The organism is Streptococcus gallolyticus subsp. gallolyticus DSM 16831, assembly GCF_002000985.1.
Lineage (GTDB): Bacteria > Bacillota > Bacilli > Lactobacillales > Streptococcaceae > Streptococcus > Streptococcus gallolyticus.
The window spans coordinates 523,427-540,539 of the sequence record NZ_CP018822.1; the positions used below are offsets into that span (position 1 = coordinate 523,427).

Annotated in this window: 15 protein-coding genes; 13 read left to right on the top strand and 2 right to left on the bottom strand. The window is 37.6% G+C overall.

Annotated features, from left to right (window positions below; all coding sequences use genetic code 11):
• Nucleotides 1-2 precede the first annotated feature (2 nt).
• The 13 genes from BTR42_RS12655 to pepC all read left to right on the top strand — a co-directional run bounded on the left by BTR42_RS12655 (nucleotide 3) and on the right by pepC (nucleotide 14,192).
• Nucleotides 3-4,463, top strand: a complete 4,461-nt coding sequence (locus BTR42_RS12655) for a phage tail protein (protein WP_077496333.1) — start codon at nucleotides 3-5, stop codon at nucleotides 4,461-4,463.
• Between the two features lie 21 nt (nucleotides 4,464-4,484).
• Complete coding sequence (locus BTR42_RS12660) at nucleotides 4,485-4,658, top strand: hypothetical protein (protein ID WP_167367607.1); 174 nt, start codon at nucleotides 4,485-4,487, stop codon at nucleotides 4,656-4,658.
• 2 nt (nucleotides 4,659-4,660) lie between these two features.
• Complete coding sequence (locus BTR42_RS02900; protein WP_077496335.1) at nucleotides 4,661-4,984, top strand: hypothetical protein; 324 nt, start codon at nucleotides 4,661-4,663, stop codon at nucleotides 4,982-4,984.
• Between the two features lie 15 nt (nucleotides 4,985-4,999).
• Nucleotides 5,000-5,296, top strand: a complete 297-nt coding sequence (locus BTR42_RS02905) for a DUF7365 family protein (protein WP_077496337.1) — start codon at nucleotides 5,000-5,002, stop codon at nucleotides 5,294-5,296.
• A complete protein-coding gene (locus BTR42_RS02910) occupies nucleotides 5,293-5,490 on the top strand; it encodes a holin (protein WP_077496339.1) in 198 nt (65 codons plus the stop codon). The genes BTR42_RS02905 and BTR42_RS02910 overlap by 4 nt, the downstream gene beginning before the upstream one ends.
• On the top strand, nucleotides 5,480-6,757 hold the full coding sequence (locus BTR42_RS02915; RefSeq protein ID WP_077496341.1) for a LysM peptidoglycan-binding domain-containing protein: 1,278 nt from the start codon (nucleotides 5,480-5,482) through the stop codon (nucleotides 6,755-6,757). Before BTR42_RS02910 ends, BTR42_RS02915 begins: the two co-directional genes overlap by 11 nt.
• A 286-nt stretch (nucleotides 6,758-7,043) precedes the next feature.
• Complete coding sequence (locus BTR42_RS02920; RefSeq protein ID WP_077496343.1) at nucleotides 7,044-7,571, top strand: Panacea domain-containing protein; 528 nt, start codon at nucleotides 7,044-7,046, stop codon at nucleotides 7,569-7,571.
• The gene (locus BTR42_RS02925) at nucleotides 7,559-8,416 is read left to right on the top strand and encodes a hypothetical protein (protein ID WP_077496345.1); all 858 of its coding nucleotides are present in this window, start codon (nucleotides 7,559-7,561) and stop codon (nucleotides 8,414-8,416) included. Before BTR42_RS02920 ends, BTR42_RS02925 begins: the two co-directional genes overlap by 13 nt.
• Nucleotides 8,417-8,423: 7 nt before the next feature.
• A complete protein-coding gene (locus BTR42_RS02930) occupies nucleotides 8,424-8,639 on the top strand; it encodes a competence regulator inhibitor paratox (RefSeq protein ID WP_077497995.1) in 216 nt (71 codons plus the stop codon).
• 154 nt (nucleotides 8,640-8,793) lie between these two features.
• A complete protein-coding gene (locus tag BTR42_RS02935; protein ID WP_009853551.1) occupies nucleotides 8,794-9,402 on the top strand; it encodes a MarC family protein in 609 nt (202 codons plus the stop codon).
• Between the two features lie 952 nt (nucleotides 9,403-10,354).
• Entirely contained in the window at nucleotides 10,355-11,815 is a 1,461-nt protein-coding gene (locus BTR42_RS02940) for a nicotinate phosphoribosyltransferase (RefSeq protein WP_061459007.1), read from the top strand.
• The gene (gene nadE, locus BTR42_RS02945) at nucleotides 11,812-12,636 is read left to right on the top strand and encodes an NAD(+) synthase (protein ID WP_077496347.1); all 825 of its coding nucleotides are present in this window, start codon (nucleotides 11,812-11,814) and stop codon (nucleotides 12,634-12,636) included. Before BTR42_RS02940 ends, nadE begins: the two co-directional genes overlap by 4 nt.
• A gap of 218 nt (nucleotides 12,637-12,854) precedes the next feature.
• Nucleotides 12,855-14,192, top strand: a complete 1,338-nt coding sequence (gene pepC / locus BTR42_RS02950) for an aminopeptidase C (protein WP_077496349.1) — start codon at nucleotides 12,855-12,857, stop codon at nucleotides 14,190-14,192.
• Nucleotides 14,193-14,275: 83 nt separating this feature from the next.
• On the opposite strand, the gene pbp1a is transcribed toward pepC, so the two are convergent.
• Nucleotides 14,276-16,504 (bottom strand): penicillin-binding protein PBP1A, encoded by a 2,229-nt coding sequence (gene pbp1a / locus BTR42_RS02955; RefSeq protein ID WP_044555485.1) that lies wholly within the window; start codon nucleotides 16,502-16,504, stop codon nucleotides 14,276-14,278.
• Nucleotides 16,491-17,099 (bottom strand): Holliday junction resolvase RecU, encoded by a 609-nt coding sequence (gene recU, locus BTR42_RS02960; RefSeq protein WP_009853556.1) that lies wholly within the window; start codon nucleotides 17,097-17,099, stop codon nucleotides 16,491-16,493. The genes pbp1a and recU overlap by 14 nt, the downstream gene beginning before the upstream one ends.
• Nucleotides 17,100-17,113: the final 14 nt, after the last annotated feature.

Below are 17,113 nucleotides of genomic sequence, written 5' to 3' on the forward strand. Positions count from 1 at the left end.
GATTGATTACATTTTTAGATGAAAATGACGTTGAATATGGCGCTCTGTCTACTATCAAGGCGACTAATGCTGTTAACGGTGAACGGTCGTTGACTGGAACAATCGTATCTGGTGATTACGTTCTGTCTAATCTTGAGCGTGGTTGGCGATTGCGATTTGACGATGAGTATTACGTCGTGACTTATGCTAAACCAATTGATGAAGGTAGAGACGTTCAAGTGACGTTTGACGCTGTTCATCAGTTCTTCTGGGACTTTGACAAGTCATCAGTCTATGACCAGTTGACAGACGGTTCGCACACCTTTGTTGCTTATCTTGATTTCATCTTCAAGAACAGTGGTTATTCTTATACAGTCGATTCTGCATTAAACGTTTATGCATTTGAAAAACAATCATTTGGCCTTAAGAAACGTTTGACACTTTTTAATGACGTTATCACATCTACTGGTGTTGAATTTCAAGTTAACGGTAAAGTTGTTCGTATTTTAGAAAAAGTTGGCACAGACTTGTCAACAGTCGTCCGTAAAAACTTTAATATGAACGAGTTGACGATTGAAAAGAATATCGGCGATTTTGTCACTTACCAAAAAGGTTATGGCGCTTATTTTGACGAGGAAGACCATTCCAAAGGACGGCTAGAGGTTGAATACACAAGCACCTTAGCCAGTGTTTATGGCAAGTTAGAAGCCGAGCCACTCGTTGACGAACGTTACACACAAAGCAGTAGCTTGTTATCTGCTTTGAAAGAAAACGTTGATAATTCTTACACCATTTCTGTTAGCCTTGACATGGAAGATTTGACTCGTGCTGGTTATAAATACACACAGCCAATTGCTGGCGATTATATCATGGCAATCAATGAGACGCTTGATTTCCAAGAGAAAATCAGAATTGTGTCATTTACTAGTGAGTATGATGTTCAAGGAACGCTTGTCAAACACGAGGTGACTTGTAATGACATTGGCACGGCTAAGAAATTAACAGCTAGCTACAATACAACAAAGCGTCAGGCGTCAACTGCTTCAGTCAATGCTACAAGGGCTTACAGCATAGCTAACAGGGCACTTGTTTCAGCAGACGGAAAAAATACCAATTACTATGGTAATAGTTTTCCACAGGATACACCCAAAGGCACATTAAAGACTGGTGATTTATTGTTTTTGACTGTTGGTGATACAGTTAAGCAGTATTATTGGAACGGTGCAGATTGGATAATCAATCCAGTTGTTAGCGACGTTGAAGCGTTCAAGGAACAGATAGCTGAGGAACTAAAAGAAGTTCCAGACCGTGAAGAATTCGAAGCGACTATTGCGCAAGAACTCGCCACATCAAAAGTGGAAATTGAAACGCAGATTGACACAGCTAAAACGCAGGCAGAAACTAACGCTAAAGCATACGCTGATGAAATCAACCAGGCAACAGCAGAAGTCGCAGCACAAGCGAACACGACTGCTAACAGTTTAAAATCCGATTTAGCCAAAGTGCAAACTGATTTAACCACAGTGTCAAATACTGCTAACAGTGCTAAAACGTCAGCGAGTGAAGCCAAACAACAACTCACCGCAGTAGCTAACGATTTGAACACTGCTAAGCAAGACTTACAAACACAGGCTAGTCAGTTACAAGCACAAGCCAGCGCACAGATTGAATTGACAAATCGTGTCTCATCAGTCGAAGAAACAGCAAACGGTACGAAGACGGCTGTCAGCGAATTGAGCAAGACAGTAGATAGTAATACCCAAAATATTACTAGCGTAACTGCCAGAACTAAAGTAGTTGAAGATGACTTGGCAAGCACTAAAACGACTTTGTCACAAGTACAGACAACAGCTAACAGCGCAAGTAGTAAGACTACCACGCTTGAAACTGGATTGAATGGGTTGACTGCGAAGTTTGAAACTTTGAAAATCGGTAGTCGAAACTATTTCAAAAATTCAAAATCACGTAAATACTATATTAATAGTACAGAAACACAAGACGTCAGAACTTATATTGATGATGAATTTTGGCAAAATGATACTCGTTTTACTAAAAACTACGTGAGAATGTCTTTTGATATTGCTTTCAATCCAGCTTTGCCATCAAATTTCACAACGAATGTGCATTTTAGTGCTAGCCCTTGGTATAACTGCGGTGGCATTACATTCAAAGGTGGCACAACTGCTTTACAACACTTTGATTTGAAGTTTGATTTGAGTGGTGCTGGTGACAGCTACAAAACGGATAATGTATTCATTCGTTTAAATAATACACTTCCACTTAATACAGCTGTAAGTCTTGAAAACTTTAATCTCTACTTATCTGCGGTAGTTGAAGACTACAGTCAAAATGAAGCCGACATTGAATCGAAAGTCGCTGAGTACAAGCAGACTGCAGAGCAAAACTACGCAAGCTTGCAGTCCAACTTACAAACATTAGACGGTACGGTTAAGCAGAATAAGTCAGAGTTCGACCAAACAGCTAGTCAGATTAAAAGTAGTATTTCAGCAGTTGAGGGGAAAGCTAGTGAGTTGGACGGCGACATCACTAAACTAAACACTACTCTCACTCAAACCGCAAACGGTCTTGAACAGCTTAGCACGCAAGTAACATCGCAAGGAAACACAATTACATCACACACTAACTCGATTAATTCATTATCAACTGGTTTAAGTGCCAAAGTCTCACAGACTGATTTCAATACGCTGTCTGGTCGTGTGACAACTGCAGAAAATAACATTACAGCTAAAGCTAACGAGTTAAGCAGTAAGATTAGTAGTGTCGAAGGTAATATTCCAAGCGGTGAAATGAACCTTGTCGAGTATGGCAGACCAGCTGATGGCTACAGTCCATATAAGAATGCAGAATACGCAACACACTCATTTTATTACAATGGCGCTTATAAAATGTATATCATTAAAAATACGGCTACCAGCGAGAAAATGTTAGGCATGAATCACTTTAAAGTTGAACGTAATACTGATTACACTTTATATTTTAAAGGTTTTAACAATAGCGCTATTACTCATATGGATGTCTGGTTTTTGAAGCGTGTTAACGGAAGTACGAAGGAATTTGACTCAGCTCAAATCTTAGTTAGCGGTCGCAAGTTATCAATTTCAAAAGCAGAAGATGTCTCGGTAACTTTCAATACTGGCAACTATGATGAAGGTTATATTCGTTTTGACAACAACGGTTCAACAACTGCGGGTACGGAAGCTCAGCTATTTTTTGGTGATGTTTCAGTTAAAAAAGGCAAATCAAACAATGGCTGGAGTCCTTCACAAGCTGAACTAGCAAGTAGTCAAGATTTAAAGATTGCGCAGTCTGAAATCAAAATGACTACTGACTTGATTTCAATGAATTTATCTGCATTAGATGATTCAACGGTTAAGAGTGCTAGCTTGACTATTAATGCAGACGGAATCGTCATGAAAGCTGGCAAGTCAACGACTGATGTTGCTAATGCTATAGGGGCTTATTTTGCCGTTAATCAAAACGCTATTAATCTGTTTTCTGACAAGATTAACGTCAAAGCAAATATGATTGTTGACGGTGCTATCACAAGCGCCAAAATAGCCAGTAAGTCAATCAACACAGCACATTTGAACGGTAAAATCATCACAGCTGATGTGATTTCAAGCAATGCGATTACAGCTGACGCGATTAAAGCAGGGGCTGTTACGACTGACAAAATGACAGCGAACAGTATCAATGGTGACCGTATCACAGTTGGCACATTAGACGCTGCTAAAATCAAGGCTGGTAGTATTACAGCTAGTCAAATTGCAAGTGGTACGATTACAAGCAATCAGATTAAGGCTGGTGGAATTAGTGCAGCGAATATTGCTACGGGAGCGATAACGGCTGATAAAATAGCGGCGAATTCAATTAATTCAGACAAAATTGTTTCAAATGGTTTGACAGCAGATGTTATTAAAGGCGGAACGTTAACCGCTACAAACAATGCTATGCAAATCAGTTTAACAACTGGTAAACTTGAATTTTTCACAAGTGCCGCTACTATGCGACGTGTATTGACTGATTACCCTAACCAATTCATTAAATTTGATACAGGTATGTATGGTTCGATTAAATGTGGTGTGACCGTGATTGGTTCAAATCGTAATGGTAGCAGTGAAAATAGTAACGATGGTGCTTTTGCTGGTGTCAGGATTTGGAATGGCTATAACAATTCGGACGCTATGGACCGCATTGAGCTTGTAGGTGATACTATCCGATTAGTTCATTCAGCGTATGATTCACCGAAAGGTTGGGAGTTCTATAATTGGAATAATAACGGTTCGCCTCTGCTTAAATTGTATGGCGCTGATGCAGGTCAACGTGCTGGTTCTTACATTGAGGCGGGAGATATCCATATCATGAGAAGTGATGGCACGTACATGTCTTTAAAATCGATTCTTAATACTTTCAATGGTAACTTTTCAGCCAATGGTGGGACCTATTACCCTAACGGTATCTAAAACTAATCAACAGGGGGGAACATGGATAATCTTAATCAACAAATTCAATCAAAACTCGCTTTAGAGATTGCGCAATTATCACTTGATAAAGCAACTCTACAAGCACAAGTTGAACAATTGCAACAACAAAATGCAGAGCTTCAACAACAACTAGAAGAAGCAACTGCGCCAGAAGAAACAGAAAAAGGAGAATAATTATGGCAGAATCAACAACTAACACAGTATTCGTAATCAAAAACAATGACGGTCAATTTTTGGAGTATCAAAACTACAATGGACTACGCACATGGGTAAATGAGTATTCGGACCGTTGTGTTTTTGAATCGCAAAACGCTGCAACGCTATATTGTCGTAACTTGATTGCTGACGCTGAAGTTCACGGTGTAAACATGACAATTGACGTCTATAAGCACAATAATACAGTGACTAAAATGGAAGTTACTATTGCTAATGAACAACGTAAAAATTATGGCTTGTCAGAAAAAGTTGCTGAAGAAACAACTGAAGCGACAGAAGAATAGTGGTGAGGTGATGATATGGCTGAAAAAGAACTAATGCATTGGCTGATGACGACAGTCTTTCCAGTAGCTCTTTCTGTTGCAAGTTTTTATATTGTCACCAAAAACAACACAGCAAGTCTTGAACATCGTTTAACTGAACTTGAAGCAATTAATAAATCACAAGAAAAGATGATTGATATGCACGCTTCAAGGCTTGATAAACATGACGAAGAACAAAAAACGATGCAAGGAATGATTGAGCAAATTAAAAACTTATCTGAAAACGTCGGCGAACTAAAAGCAGATTTAAAAGAAATTAAGGAGCGCATATGAACGAATATGTTAAGAAACTAGGAATCAAAGTTTTAAAAACCATGGCACAATCAGCAGTTGGTGTCATTGGAGCTAGCACGTTGATTACACAAGTCGATTGGAGAGTGGTTGTTTCAACCGCTCTTTTATCTGGTCTCGTTTGTGTTCTCACAAATTTATCTGATTTGAAAGAGGAGGAAGTCAATGAAAATTAAACGGACTCTTGTCAGCTTTGCGTTAGTAGTTGTCTTATTGTTGCAATCAACGGCTTATGCTGCAGTTGGCGACCAAGGCGTGGACTGGTCGCGTTACCAAGGTACGAATGGAATTTTTGGGTATGCGCACGATAAGTTTGCCATTATCCAAATTGGCGGTATCAATGGTGGCGGTATGTACGGACAAACGACATATGAAACGCAAGTTGCTTCGGCTATCGCTCAAGGCAAACGCGCACATACTTATATTTGGTATCAAGTCGGCGGAAATGCAAGTCTTGGTGAACAAGTCTTAAATACATTCTTGCCACAGGTTCAAACACCTAAAGGCTCAATCGTAGCCTTGGACTACGAAAGTGGTGCTAGCGCTGACAAGCAAGCGAATACTAACGCAATCTTGCATGGTATGCGTATGATTAAAGCTGCAGGTTATACACCTATGTATTACAGCTATAAACCCTATACAGTAGCTAACGTGTATGTCGACCAAATCATTCGTGAGTTCCCAAATTCACTTTGGATGGCTGCTTATCCAGACTATAATGTAACGCCAACACCAAATTACAATGTCTTTCCAAGTATGGACGGTGTAGCAATCTACCAATTTACGTCAACATATATTGCTGGTGGTCTTGACGGTAATATTGATTTAACTGGTATTACGGACAATGGCTATACTAAGAACAATAATCCTAAAACTGAAACACCAGCTATTAGTCAAGGTCAACAAGCGGACAACACGCCTAAATCTGACATTGCTGTAGGAAACCAAGTTAAGGTTAAATTTAGTGCTAACGCATGGGCGACTGGTGAAGGTATTCCAGACTGGGTTAAAGGTCGCACATATGACGTAGCTCAAGTGTCTGGTAACCGTGTATTGCTGGCTGGTATTAACTCATGGATTAATAAATCAGACATTGAAATTATTTCAGTAGCTAACACACAGGCAACGCAATCGACTACAACTAGCACTTACACAGTTCAATCTGGTGACACGCTTTCTGGTATTGCTTCACAATTTGGAACAAGCTATCAAACACTAGCAACTCTTAATGGGATTTCAAACCCAAATTTGATTTATGTCGGACAAGTCTTACAAGTGACTAGTTCAGCAAGCACTGGTTCAGTTTACTATACAGTACGTGTTGGTGATAATCTATCAAGCATTGCAAGTCGCTATAGTACAAGCTACCAATCAATCGCAGCACTAAACGGTCTTGCTAATCCAAACTTGATTTATGCAGGTCAAACACTTAAAATTAAATAGCAAACACTTTAACACGCTCTCGGCTTAGGCTGGGGGCGTTTTTTGTTATTATATAAAACCATAGTAAAAACATATATAAATCATAGTAAATTTAATTGATTTTATATCAAAATTACTACAAAATTAATGACAAAAAATGTTGCAAGATATATAATAATAATAATGTAAGATAAGTATAATAATATATGTAAATCTTCATGATTTACATGGTTTACACAGGTGACAGATGTGACGCTTGTGTTATTTTTGTACTCTTTTCTTTGAAACTTATATAAGGAGAAATATTATGGTACCAGCACTATTTGTTGCGAATTACATCATAGAGTATTCTAACGCAAAAAGCTATGTAATCAACAATCTTAAATTACAAAAGATTTTATATTTTGTAAACGCAAGAAATATTGTTGAAAATGGTAGCCCTCTTTTTGAAGAAGAAATGGAAAAATGGAAATATGGACCAGTAGTTCCAAGTGTATATCATGAGTATAAACGATTTGGCGCCTTCACCATTTCTGATAATGATCTTGTCAGAGAATATATTGTATTTGATACTAATCCATTTGCTAATTTATCTGATTTAAGAATTGTTAAATATGAATCTGAAGATGTTGAAAATCATCAATTAATTGAGGACACCGTAGATGCTTTATCAGATTTCGATCCCTTTGATCTTGTAGATATAACACATTCACATACTCCTTGGAAAAAAGAGGAGCCAAGAATTAAAGACGGTGTTAAAGGGATAAAATATACTACTGAAGAAATAAAAGAATATTTTGAAGATAATAAAGAGGCTATGATATGGGATCATTAGCGACAAGTTATGTTGATTTTTTATTGAGGCGCAAAATATCAGAATTGAGCAATGAAAATAGAGCATCTTTATTAGCTTCGTATCATGAACAATTAGATGATCCTGATTTGACAATTCCGTATGATCAAATAGCTGGAGTTGTTTACGAGAACGAAAATAGCGATGAGAACAATGAAGTTTTGAATCTTAATATAGAATTAATATTATCTACTTATAGTGGTGGTTGTTTTGATAACTTGGATAAAAATTTAAGAAAAATACAGAATAATTACACACTAGCCCAAGTTCAAAAAGAATATATTATAAAAAATTCGGAAAAAGCTCGGAGTTTATTACAAGATTTAAAACCTTCATTGGAAAAATTACTCCAACAAACAGAACAATTTCAAGTTGCGAATACTAATTTATCTAATAATTTGAGTACTATTGAAAATACCATAGGAGAAACTCAGAAAGAATTAGATGATGTTCGTGATACAAAATCTTCAATTTATACCGATTTTATTGCTATTTTAGGTGTGTTTTCTGCTTTTGTTTTTGTATTATTTGGTGGCATTGAGATTGCAAGAGTGGCTTTTGATATTGGTGATGATTTACAAACAATGGACTTATCTAAGATGATAACAATTTCATGTTTAATGTTGATTGGTGTTTTGACATTATTATATTCATTGTTATTGTGGATTGCTAGGATAACTGACAAAAAAATTGGGCATTGTATGGTCGAAGAGTGTGAAAATGGTTGTAAGCATAAATGGAAACATTTCTATATGCGCCATTCATTTTATTTTACAATAGTCATCTTTTTAACAGCCATTACTTTTATCTCATATGTTTTTTTCTAAAGCCTCGATGAATCGAGACTTTTTTTCGAATAATAAAGTAGGAGAAAAACTCACGCTATATTATGATGAACTAAAAGAAGCGATTGATAGAGGCTATATAAAGGGTGATACTGTACAAATTATTAGAAAGAATGGGCTAGTATTTAGCTATGTTCTCCCTAATGAACCAGTAGAGTTCTACGAGTTAGCAGCCATGCACGTTTATGGTATAATAGGCATGTAAGGAGTAGAGAGGCTTTACATTACACACGAGTTTTGAGCTAGCTTTTGCTAGCTCTTTTTTATTGCCGTTATAACCGCAAAAACAAAAAGTTTGTAAAAGTGTTGGCTACCGTTATAAATAGTGGCATAATATATGTACAAGGAGGAAACTACAAATGAAGGAATTCGGACTTATGTTTATGGCATTTTTTGCTATTATGAACCCTTTGTCGAATCTCCCCGCCTACATGGCCCTTGTGGCAGATGATAATGATCGTATCTCTCATAAAATTGCTACTAAAAGCCTTTTAATTGCTTTTGTGGTTATTACGTTTTTTGTCATGACGGGTCACCTCATTTTCAATTTATTTGGAATTACACTTTCTTCCCTTAGAATTGCTGGGGGGATTCTAGTGGCGATTATTGGTTACCATATGCTAAACGGTGTACATGCTCCCTCTGCAAAAGGAATGGAAAGTCAACCATCCGATCCAATGGAAGTAGCAATATCCCCGTTAGCGGTACCATTATTAGCAGGTCCAGGGACAATAGCGACTGCAATTAATCTTTCGCATGGTGATATTAAAAAGCAAGTTATGACCATACTAGCTTTTGGACTTCTTTGTTTGTTGACCTACTTTATTTTAAGAGAAGCCAAAAGAATTTCATCAGCATTGGGAAAATCGGGCATGAGTATCATCACTAAAATGATGGGGTTAATCTTAACAACAATTGGCATTCAAATGTTGGTTACAGGTATACAATTGACTTTTCATCTAAGCTAAACAAGTGGTAACATTTGGATATTTATGATATAGTAGATTCGTGGCGATAAGCCACAAAGGCATTTTAAAGCCTTACGAGGGATAAAGGTATCAGAGTCTATCTGGTACCTTTTATACTTGCAATTTTATCCACATCTGATAAAATAAGGGTGTATGGGTGATTTAAAAGGATATCCCTTTTAAAATAATGGAACTCTCTCGATTTGAGGGAGTTTTTGTATATTATATATGATATAATATTAGTGACGTATGAGTGGGGTACGTCAGTGAGCACTGTTCAGATGCACACTAAAAAATAAATAATCTGAACACACGAACATGATATGGAAGGGTGGGAGGGTTAGAAGTTCTTCTCTTCCCATAGGTCGGCGTTACCCATACGCTGACCTTTTTACTTTGCCAGATATTTGCAATGTAATAATTTTATGCTATAATGGGGGCTGGATATGTGATCCAAGGTTGGTGTCTTACTAACCTCTACTTGTGGCAAAACCGTATGGAATTCCATACGGTTTTCTTAATTTTGTGATATAATGAGCGTGTACCTAATTATTAGGTATAATAATCTTCTATTACAACGTACCCTAATCCCAATTAACTTATACGTTGTAGGTGTTGGCGTAAGCTGACACCTTTTATATTTGGGGCAAAAATGTTCAGTAAAATAAACGGTGTATGAACACCTTGTTTCAAAAGGATTTATTTTACTTTAATTGCACCCGAATTTTTTCGGGTGTTTTTAACGCAATAAAAAAAGCCTTGTCCGTAAAGCTTAAGGCGGGGAATTGGCGGGGACGAGTGCGATAAAAGGCATTGTAGCAAGGTTTTATTTATTGTGCTATAATATGGGGGATAAATTAACTTTGAGCTGGAGATAACAAAAATCTTGTGAGGCTGGTAAGGTCTTAACAAGACTAATCAAGGCTCATATTTCTTAAAAAGGGGATACCACATGTATCAAGATGATAGTTTAACTCTCCATACAGATTTGTATCAAATCAATATGATGCAAGTTTACTTTGATCAAGGCATTCACAATAAGAATGCAGTTTTTGAAATCTTTTTCCGTAAAGAACCATTCGCCAATGGCTATGCTGTTTTTGCTGGTTTGCAACGTATGGTTGAATACCTTGAAAACCTTCATTTTACAGAAACAGACATTGCTTATCTAGAAGATTTAGGTTATCCAGCTGATTTTATTGCTTATTTGAAAGACTTCAAATTGGAATTAACCATTCGTTCAGCTAAAGAAGGTGACTTGGTTTTTGCTAATGAACCAATCGTTCAAGTCGAAGGACCGCTTGCCCAATGTCAATTAGTTGAAACAGCTTTGCTTAACATTGTCAATTTCCAAACATTGATTGCGACAAAAGCTGCTCGTATTCGTTCTGTCATTGATGATGAGCCCTTGCTAGAATTCGGTAGTCGTCGTGCTCAAGAAATGGACGCAGCTATTTGGGGAACACGTGCTGCCGTTATCGGTGGTGCGAATGCCACATCAAATGTTCGTGCAGGTAAAATGTTTGACATCCCAGTATCAGGAACACACGCACACGCTTTAGTTCAAGCTTATGGCGATGATTACGAAGCATTTATGGCTTATGCTGGCACTCACAAAGATTGTGTTTTCTTAGTCGATACATACGATACTCTTCGTCTTGGTGTTCCAGCAGCTATTCGCGTTGCTAATGAATTAGGTGATAAGATTAATTTCCTCGGTGTTCGTATTGACTCAGGAGATATGGCTTATTTGTCTAAAAAAATTCGTAAACAGTTAGATGCTGCAGGCTATCCAAATGCTAAGATTTACGCTTCAAACGACTTGGATGAAAATACCATTCTCAACCTTAAAATGCAAAAAGCCAAAATTGATGTCTGGGGCGTCGGAACAAAATTAATCACAGCTTACGACCAACCAGCACTTGGTGCAGTTTATAAGATTGTATCTATGGAAGATGAAAATGGTGTTATGCAAGATACGATTAAGTTGTCAAATAATGCCGAAAAAGTCTCTACACCAGGTAAAAAACAAGTGTGGCGCATTACTAGTCGTGAAAGAAATAAAACAGAGGGTGACTACATCACTTTCACAGATACTGATGTTAATAAACTTGACGAAGTTTACATGTTCCACCCAACATACACTTATATCAATAAAACAGTGAAAGATTTCGAAGCTGTGCCACTTCTTGTTGATATTTTTGACAAAGGGAAATTAGTTTATAACTTGCCATCTCTTTCTGAGATTCAAGAATATGCTCGTAAAGAATTTGACAAACTTTGGGACGAATATAAACGCCTGCTTAATCCACAAGATTATCCAGTTGACTTGTCACAAGAAGTTTGGCAAAACAAAATGGACCTTATCGACCGTATCCGCAAAGAAGCACAACAAAAAGGAGAAGTTAAATGACATTACAAGAAAAAATCATTGCCGAATTAGGGGTTAAACCAAGTATTGACCCTAAAGAGGAAATTCGCGTATCAGTTGATTTTCTTAAAGACTATTTGAAAAAACATTCTTTCCTTAAAAGTTATGTTTTAGGGATTTCTGGTGGACAAGATTCAAGCTTGGCAGGACGTTTGGCGCAAATCGCTGTAGAAGAACTCCGTGCAGAAACTGGCGATGACAGCTATAAATTTATTGCTGTGCGTCTGCCATATGGCGTTCAAGCTGATGAAGAAGATGCTCAACGTGCTCTTAAATTTATCCAGCCAGATGCTAGCCTTGTCGTTAATATCAAAGAAGGTGTTGACGGACAAGTTCGTGAACTTGAAAAAGCTGGCATTGACGTTTCAGATTTCAATAAAGGAAATATCAAAGCTCGTCAACGCATGATTACACAATATGCCGTTGCTGGAGCAAATAGCGGAGCTGTTATTGGTACTGATCATGCTGCTGAAAACATCACAGGTTTCTTCACTAAATTTGGTGACGGTGGTGCTGACGTTATCCCTCTTTATCGTTTAAACAAACGTCAAGGAAAACAATTGTTAGCAGAACTCGGTGCAGATCCTGCAATCTATGAAAAAATTCCAACAGCTGACTTGGAAGAAAATCGCCCAGGAATCGCAGATGAAGTTGCCTTAGGTGTCACATATAATGATATTGATGACTACCTTGAAGGTAAAACAGTTTCATCAGAAGCCAAAGAAAAAATTGAAAATTGGTGGCGTAAAACAGAACACAAACGTCACTTACCAATCACAGTATTTGACGATTTCTGGAAATAAAACAAAAGACCCGCTGGGTCTTTTTTCTTTAAAAAACAGTAGTGTGAAATTGTAGTTGTCACAAAAGGTTACATACTCTTGTAATTCCTTTAAAAATGTCAGAATTTTTTATCAAAAATTCTTGCAATCTCCTTAATAAGCGATATAATGGATATTAGTTAAGTATGGTTAAGTCAGAAAACATTACATGACTATCAACCGACAATATAGGAGGAATTATGTCAGAATTATCATCAACATTTACCGATAAATTATTTGCTGATTTTCAAGCTGATAGCAAATTACGTGCTGTTGAAAATGCTGTAACTCACAATGGATTGTTAAAATCACTTGAAACACGTCAAAGTGAAATGGAAAATGATCACGCTTTTTCAATTGATTTGACAAAAGATAAGGTTGCCAACCAAAAAGCATCAGGTCGTTGCTGGATGTTTGCAGCTCTCAATACTTTCCGTCATAAAATGATTTCAGATTTGAACTTGGAAAATTTTGAGCTGTCTCAAGCCCACACATTCTTCTGGGATAAATACGAAAAATCAAACTGGTTCTTAGAACAAGTTATCGCAACAGCAGATCAAGAACTCGGTAGCCGTAAAGTGAAATTCTTGCTTGATGTGCCACAACAAGACGGTGGACAATGGGATATGGTTGTTGCCCTTTTTGAAAAATACGGTGTCGTACCAAAAGCAACATACCCAGAATCAATTACATCAAGTAACAGCCGCGAATTGAACCAATACCTTAACAAATTATTGCGTCAAGACGCTCAAATTTTGCGTGAAGCTATTGCAGCTGGTGCTGATGACAAAGCTGTTCAAGCGAAAAAAGAAGCCCTTCTCCAAGAAGTCTTTAATTTCTTAGCAATCAATCTTGGTTTGCCACCACGCACTATTGACTTTGCTTACCGTGACAAAGATAACAATTACCATTCAGATAAAAACATCACACCACAAGAATTTTTCAAAAAATATGTTGGTTTAGACCTTTCAGAATACGTATCAGTTATCAATGCGCCAACAGCCGATAAACCTTACGGCAAATCTTATACTGTTGAAATGCTTGGTAATGTGGTTGGTAGCCGTGATGTTCGTTACCTTAACCTTGATATGGAACGTTTCAAAGAATTGGCTATCGCTCAAATGCAAGCTGGTGAAACTGTTTGGTTTGGTTCTGATGTTGGTCAAATCTCAGACCGTCAAAAAGGTATCATGGCGACAAATGTTTATGATTTTGAAACAGCTATGGACATCAATTTCACTCAAGACAAAGCAGGACGTCTTGATTACAGCGAAAGTTTGATGACACACGCTATGGTGCTTACAGGTGTTGATTTGGACGAAAATGGCAAATCTTTTAAATGGAAAGTTGAAAATTCATGGGGAGATAAAGTTGGTAACAAAGGTTACTTTGTCGCTTCAGACGCTTGGATGGATGAATTTACTTACCAAATCGTTGTACGTAAAGAATTTTTGACAGCAGAAGAACGCGCAGCTTATGAAGCAGAACCAATCGTCCTTGCACCATGGGATCCAATGGGAGCTCTTGCAAGTAAATAAAAAGAATGACATCAGCTGTTTGGCTGATGTCGTTTTGTATATAAGAAAAGCACTCTCTGAAATATTCAGAGAGTGTTTTTGTGCTAGTCATCACTAGATTCTGTGTTACTATTATCTGAATTGTTGTCAGCTTCGTTTGATGATTCGGTTGAAGAACTATCTTCGCTGGAAGATTCAGCTGTTGATTCTTCCTCAGAAGAACTTGAGCTTGAACCGTAGATATTACTGTAAACAGAACTTGATGTTGATGAGTAAGTGTAGTTATTACTTGAACCACTTAGGTAAACATAGCTACCGCTAGTATAAACACCACTTGGTACGGTGAAGTCCTCGCTACCGCTACCATATTTTTCATTTAGATAGCTTTGCATTGCTTTATAAACATCAGCTGCGACATTCAATCCATCACCATAAATTGGCGTCATCCTGTCTTTATAACCTGTCCAAACTGCCATTGAGTATTGTGTGGTGTAACCAACAAAGAGTTCATCTGGAGCCATTGTACCAACAACGCTGTTGTAAATACCAGTTGATTCTTCGATTTCTTCCAATTCATCATCAGAATAGTTAGAAGTACCAGTCTTACCAGCTTGGTAAACACCAGAGATAGCAGCTTCAGTACCTGTACCGTAAGTTAAAACAGTTTTCAGCATTGATGTCATCATATATGCTGTTGTTTCTTTCATGGCACGTGTACCAGAAGAACTGTAAGTTTGAGTAGTACCATCATTAAACTCGATTTTATTAATATATTGAGGTTCGTAATAGATACCACCGTTGGCAAATGCCGCATAGGCAGCAGCCATTTTTTCACTACTTGCGCCATATTTTTCATCAGAATCACTAGTAGAACTTGAAATGGCGTTTGAGTAGTAAAGTTGAGGGTAATAGATACCTAGCCCTTCAAGGAATTCTTTAGCAGCATCTAATCCAACTGCTTCAAGAGCCTTAACAGCAGGAACGTTACGCGATTGTTGAATCGCCGTTTGAATGGTCATTGTACCATAGTATTGACGGTCCCAGTTGTAAATCTGAGTAGAGGTGCCTGGCCAGTAATATTTACTATCGCTTGTCGTGGCTGCGGTACTTGTGTAAATACCATTTTCAATAGCTGGAGCGTAATCAGTGATAGGTTTCATTGTAGAACCCCAGTCCCTATCTGTCAGAACAGATTGGTTGGTACCAAGTGAGACAGTAGTGTCTTGGTTACGTGAGCCAAGTTGAGCAATAACGTTACCGTTTGTTACATCAATGATAGTTGAGGCAACTTGAAGATCAGAATCTGGATAAGAGACATAATAATCAGTATTGTAAACATTCCAGAGATATTGTTGGACATCAGTATCAACGTTTGTATAAACTTTGAGTCCTGCTGAATAAATATCTTGACCTGTCTTATCGCTGACTTCTTCGATAACTTCCTTAATATAATTATCAAGGTAAGCATCATAACTTGATGTCTCCGTAAGGGTTTGTAAACCGTCTGTGACAGGAGTTGCTACCGCAGTATCGTATTCGTCTTTTGTAATGTTACCGTCCTCGTACATTTCCGCCAAAACGGTATCACGACGACTTTGTGCTGCGTCTGGATTAGTATAAGGGTCATATTGACTAGGAGCTTGAGGAATTCCTGCAAGTAAGGCAAGCTGGGCAATGGATAAGTCTTTCAAATCTTTACCATAGTAAGATTTAGCAGCGGTAAGCATACCGTAGTTACCATTTCCCATATAGACTTTGTTAATGTAGAACGTTAAAATTTCTTCCTTAGTATATTTGCGTTCCATTTGGAGAGCAAGCCAAGCTTCTTGCGCTTTACGTTTTAAGGTCTGATCGGATTCACTCGTTGAGAAGTATGCCAATTTAATCAGCTGTTGGTCAAGTGTGGATCCACCTTGGGTGCTCGAGCTAGTGAAGTTGTTAAAAGCAGCTCCAAGAATACGGTAGACATCAATACCACGGTGTTTGAAGAAACGTTTATCTTCAATAGAAGTAATGGCATTTACCAAATTCAAAGGAATGTTATCAGCCGTAACACTTTCACGTTTTTCAGAACCAAGGTCCGCAATCAAATTGCCACTTGAATCGTAAATCAAACTAGAGTTAGTAGACGATAACTTGCTTTCAGATAATTTTGGGGCACTACTTACATAGTAAGCAAAGAGAGAGCCACCAGCCAAAACAGCTGCAATGACAAGTGTTAGTCCTGCAATCAAGCCGTATTTTAAGACTTTAAGAGCAGTTGCTTTTCTTGAAGAAGTAGTAGAATTAGTTTTTTTTCGTTTTCTTGTTATTTTCTTTTTAATTGTGATCACCGCCTAAAATTTTTTGATCAATAATATCTAAATAAGGAACTTGAGGTAGTGAACTTGTTGTCACCACATAACCATTTTTTCTGATATAATCAAGTGGCATGGATTTGGTGCCGAGATTGATTTGGTAAAAATCTACTAGAGCACTAGCAGGTAGAAAATAAGTTTCCTTAAGTGTCGAAAAATGAAGTAGAACAAAGCAGATGCCGTCTTGTTTTAAAACATTTGCCATGTGCTCAATCTGGTGAGCGTGGAAATTTTTCAATGGCATAGATGTCTTTTGCCGCGTTTCTTTGGCTTCAAAATCGATATAGCGCCCTTTATAGACACCAGAATAATCGGTCGTGGAAGCTTGTCGAAAGTAGGCTTCTACAATTTTGGCACGGCTTCTTTTCGGATAATCAACTTTAACAATTTGAATCGGTGTTGGTTTTTTATGAATGACAGCAATATTACGAGATAAGTAATAATTATTGGTTTCATTAATTGCTGCCTCAAAACTCATCCCACGATTAGCAAAGTTAACGGATGATTTTTTCACCTTTTTAGAAGCAGGAACTGCTTGTTTTCGAATAAGATGATGAGGGTAATTAACCATAGAACTCCTAACAT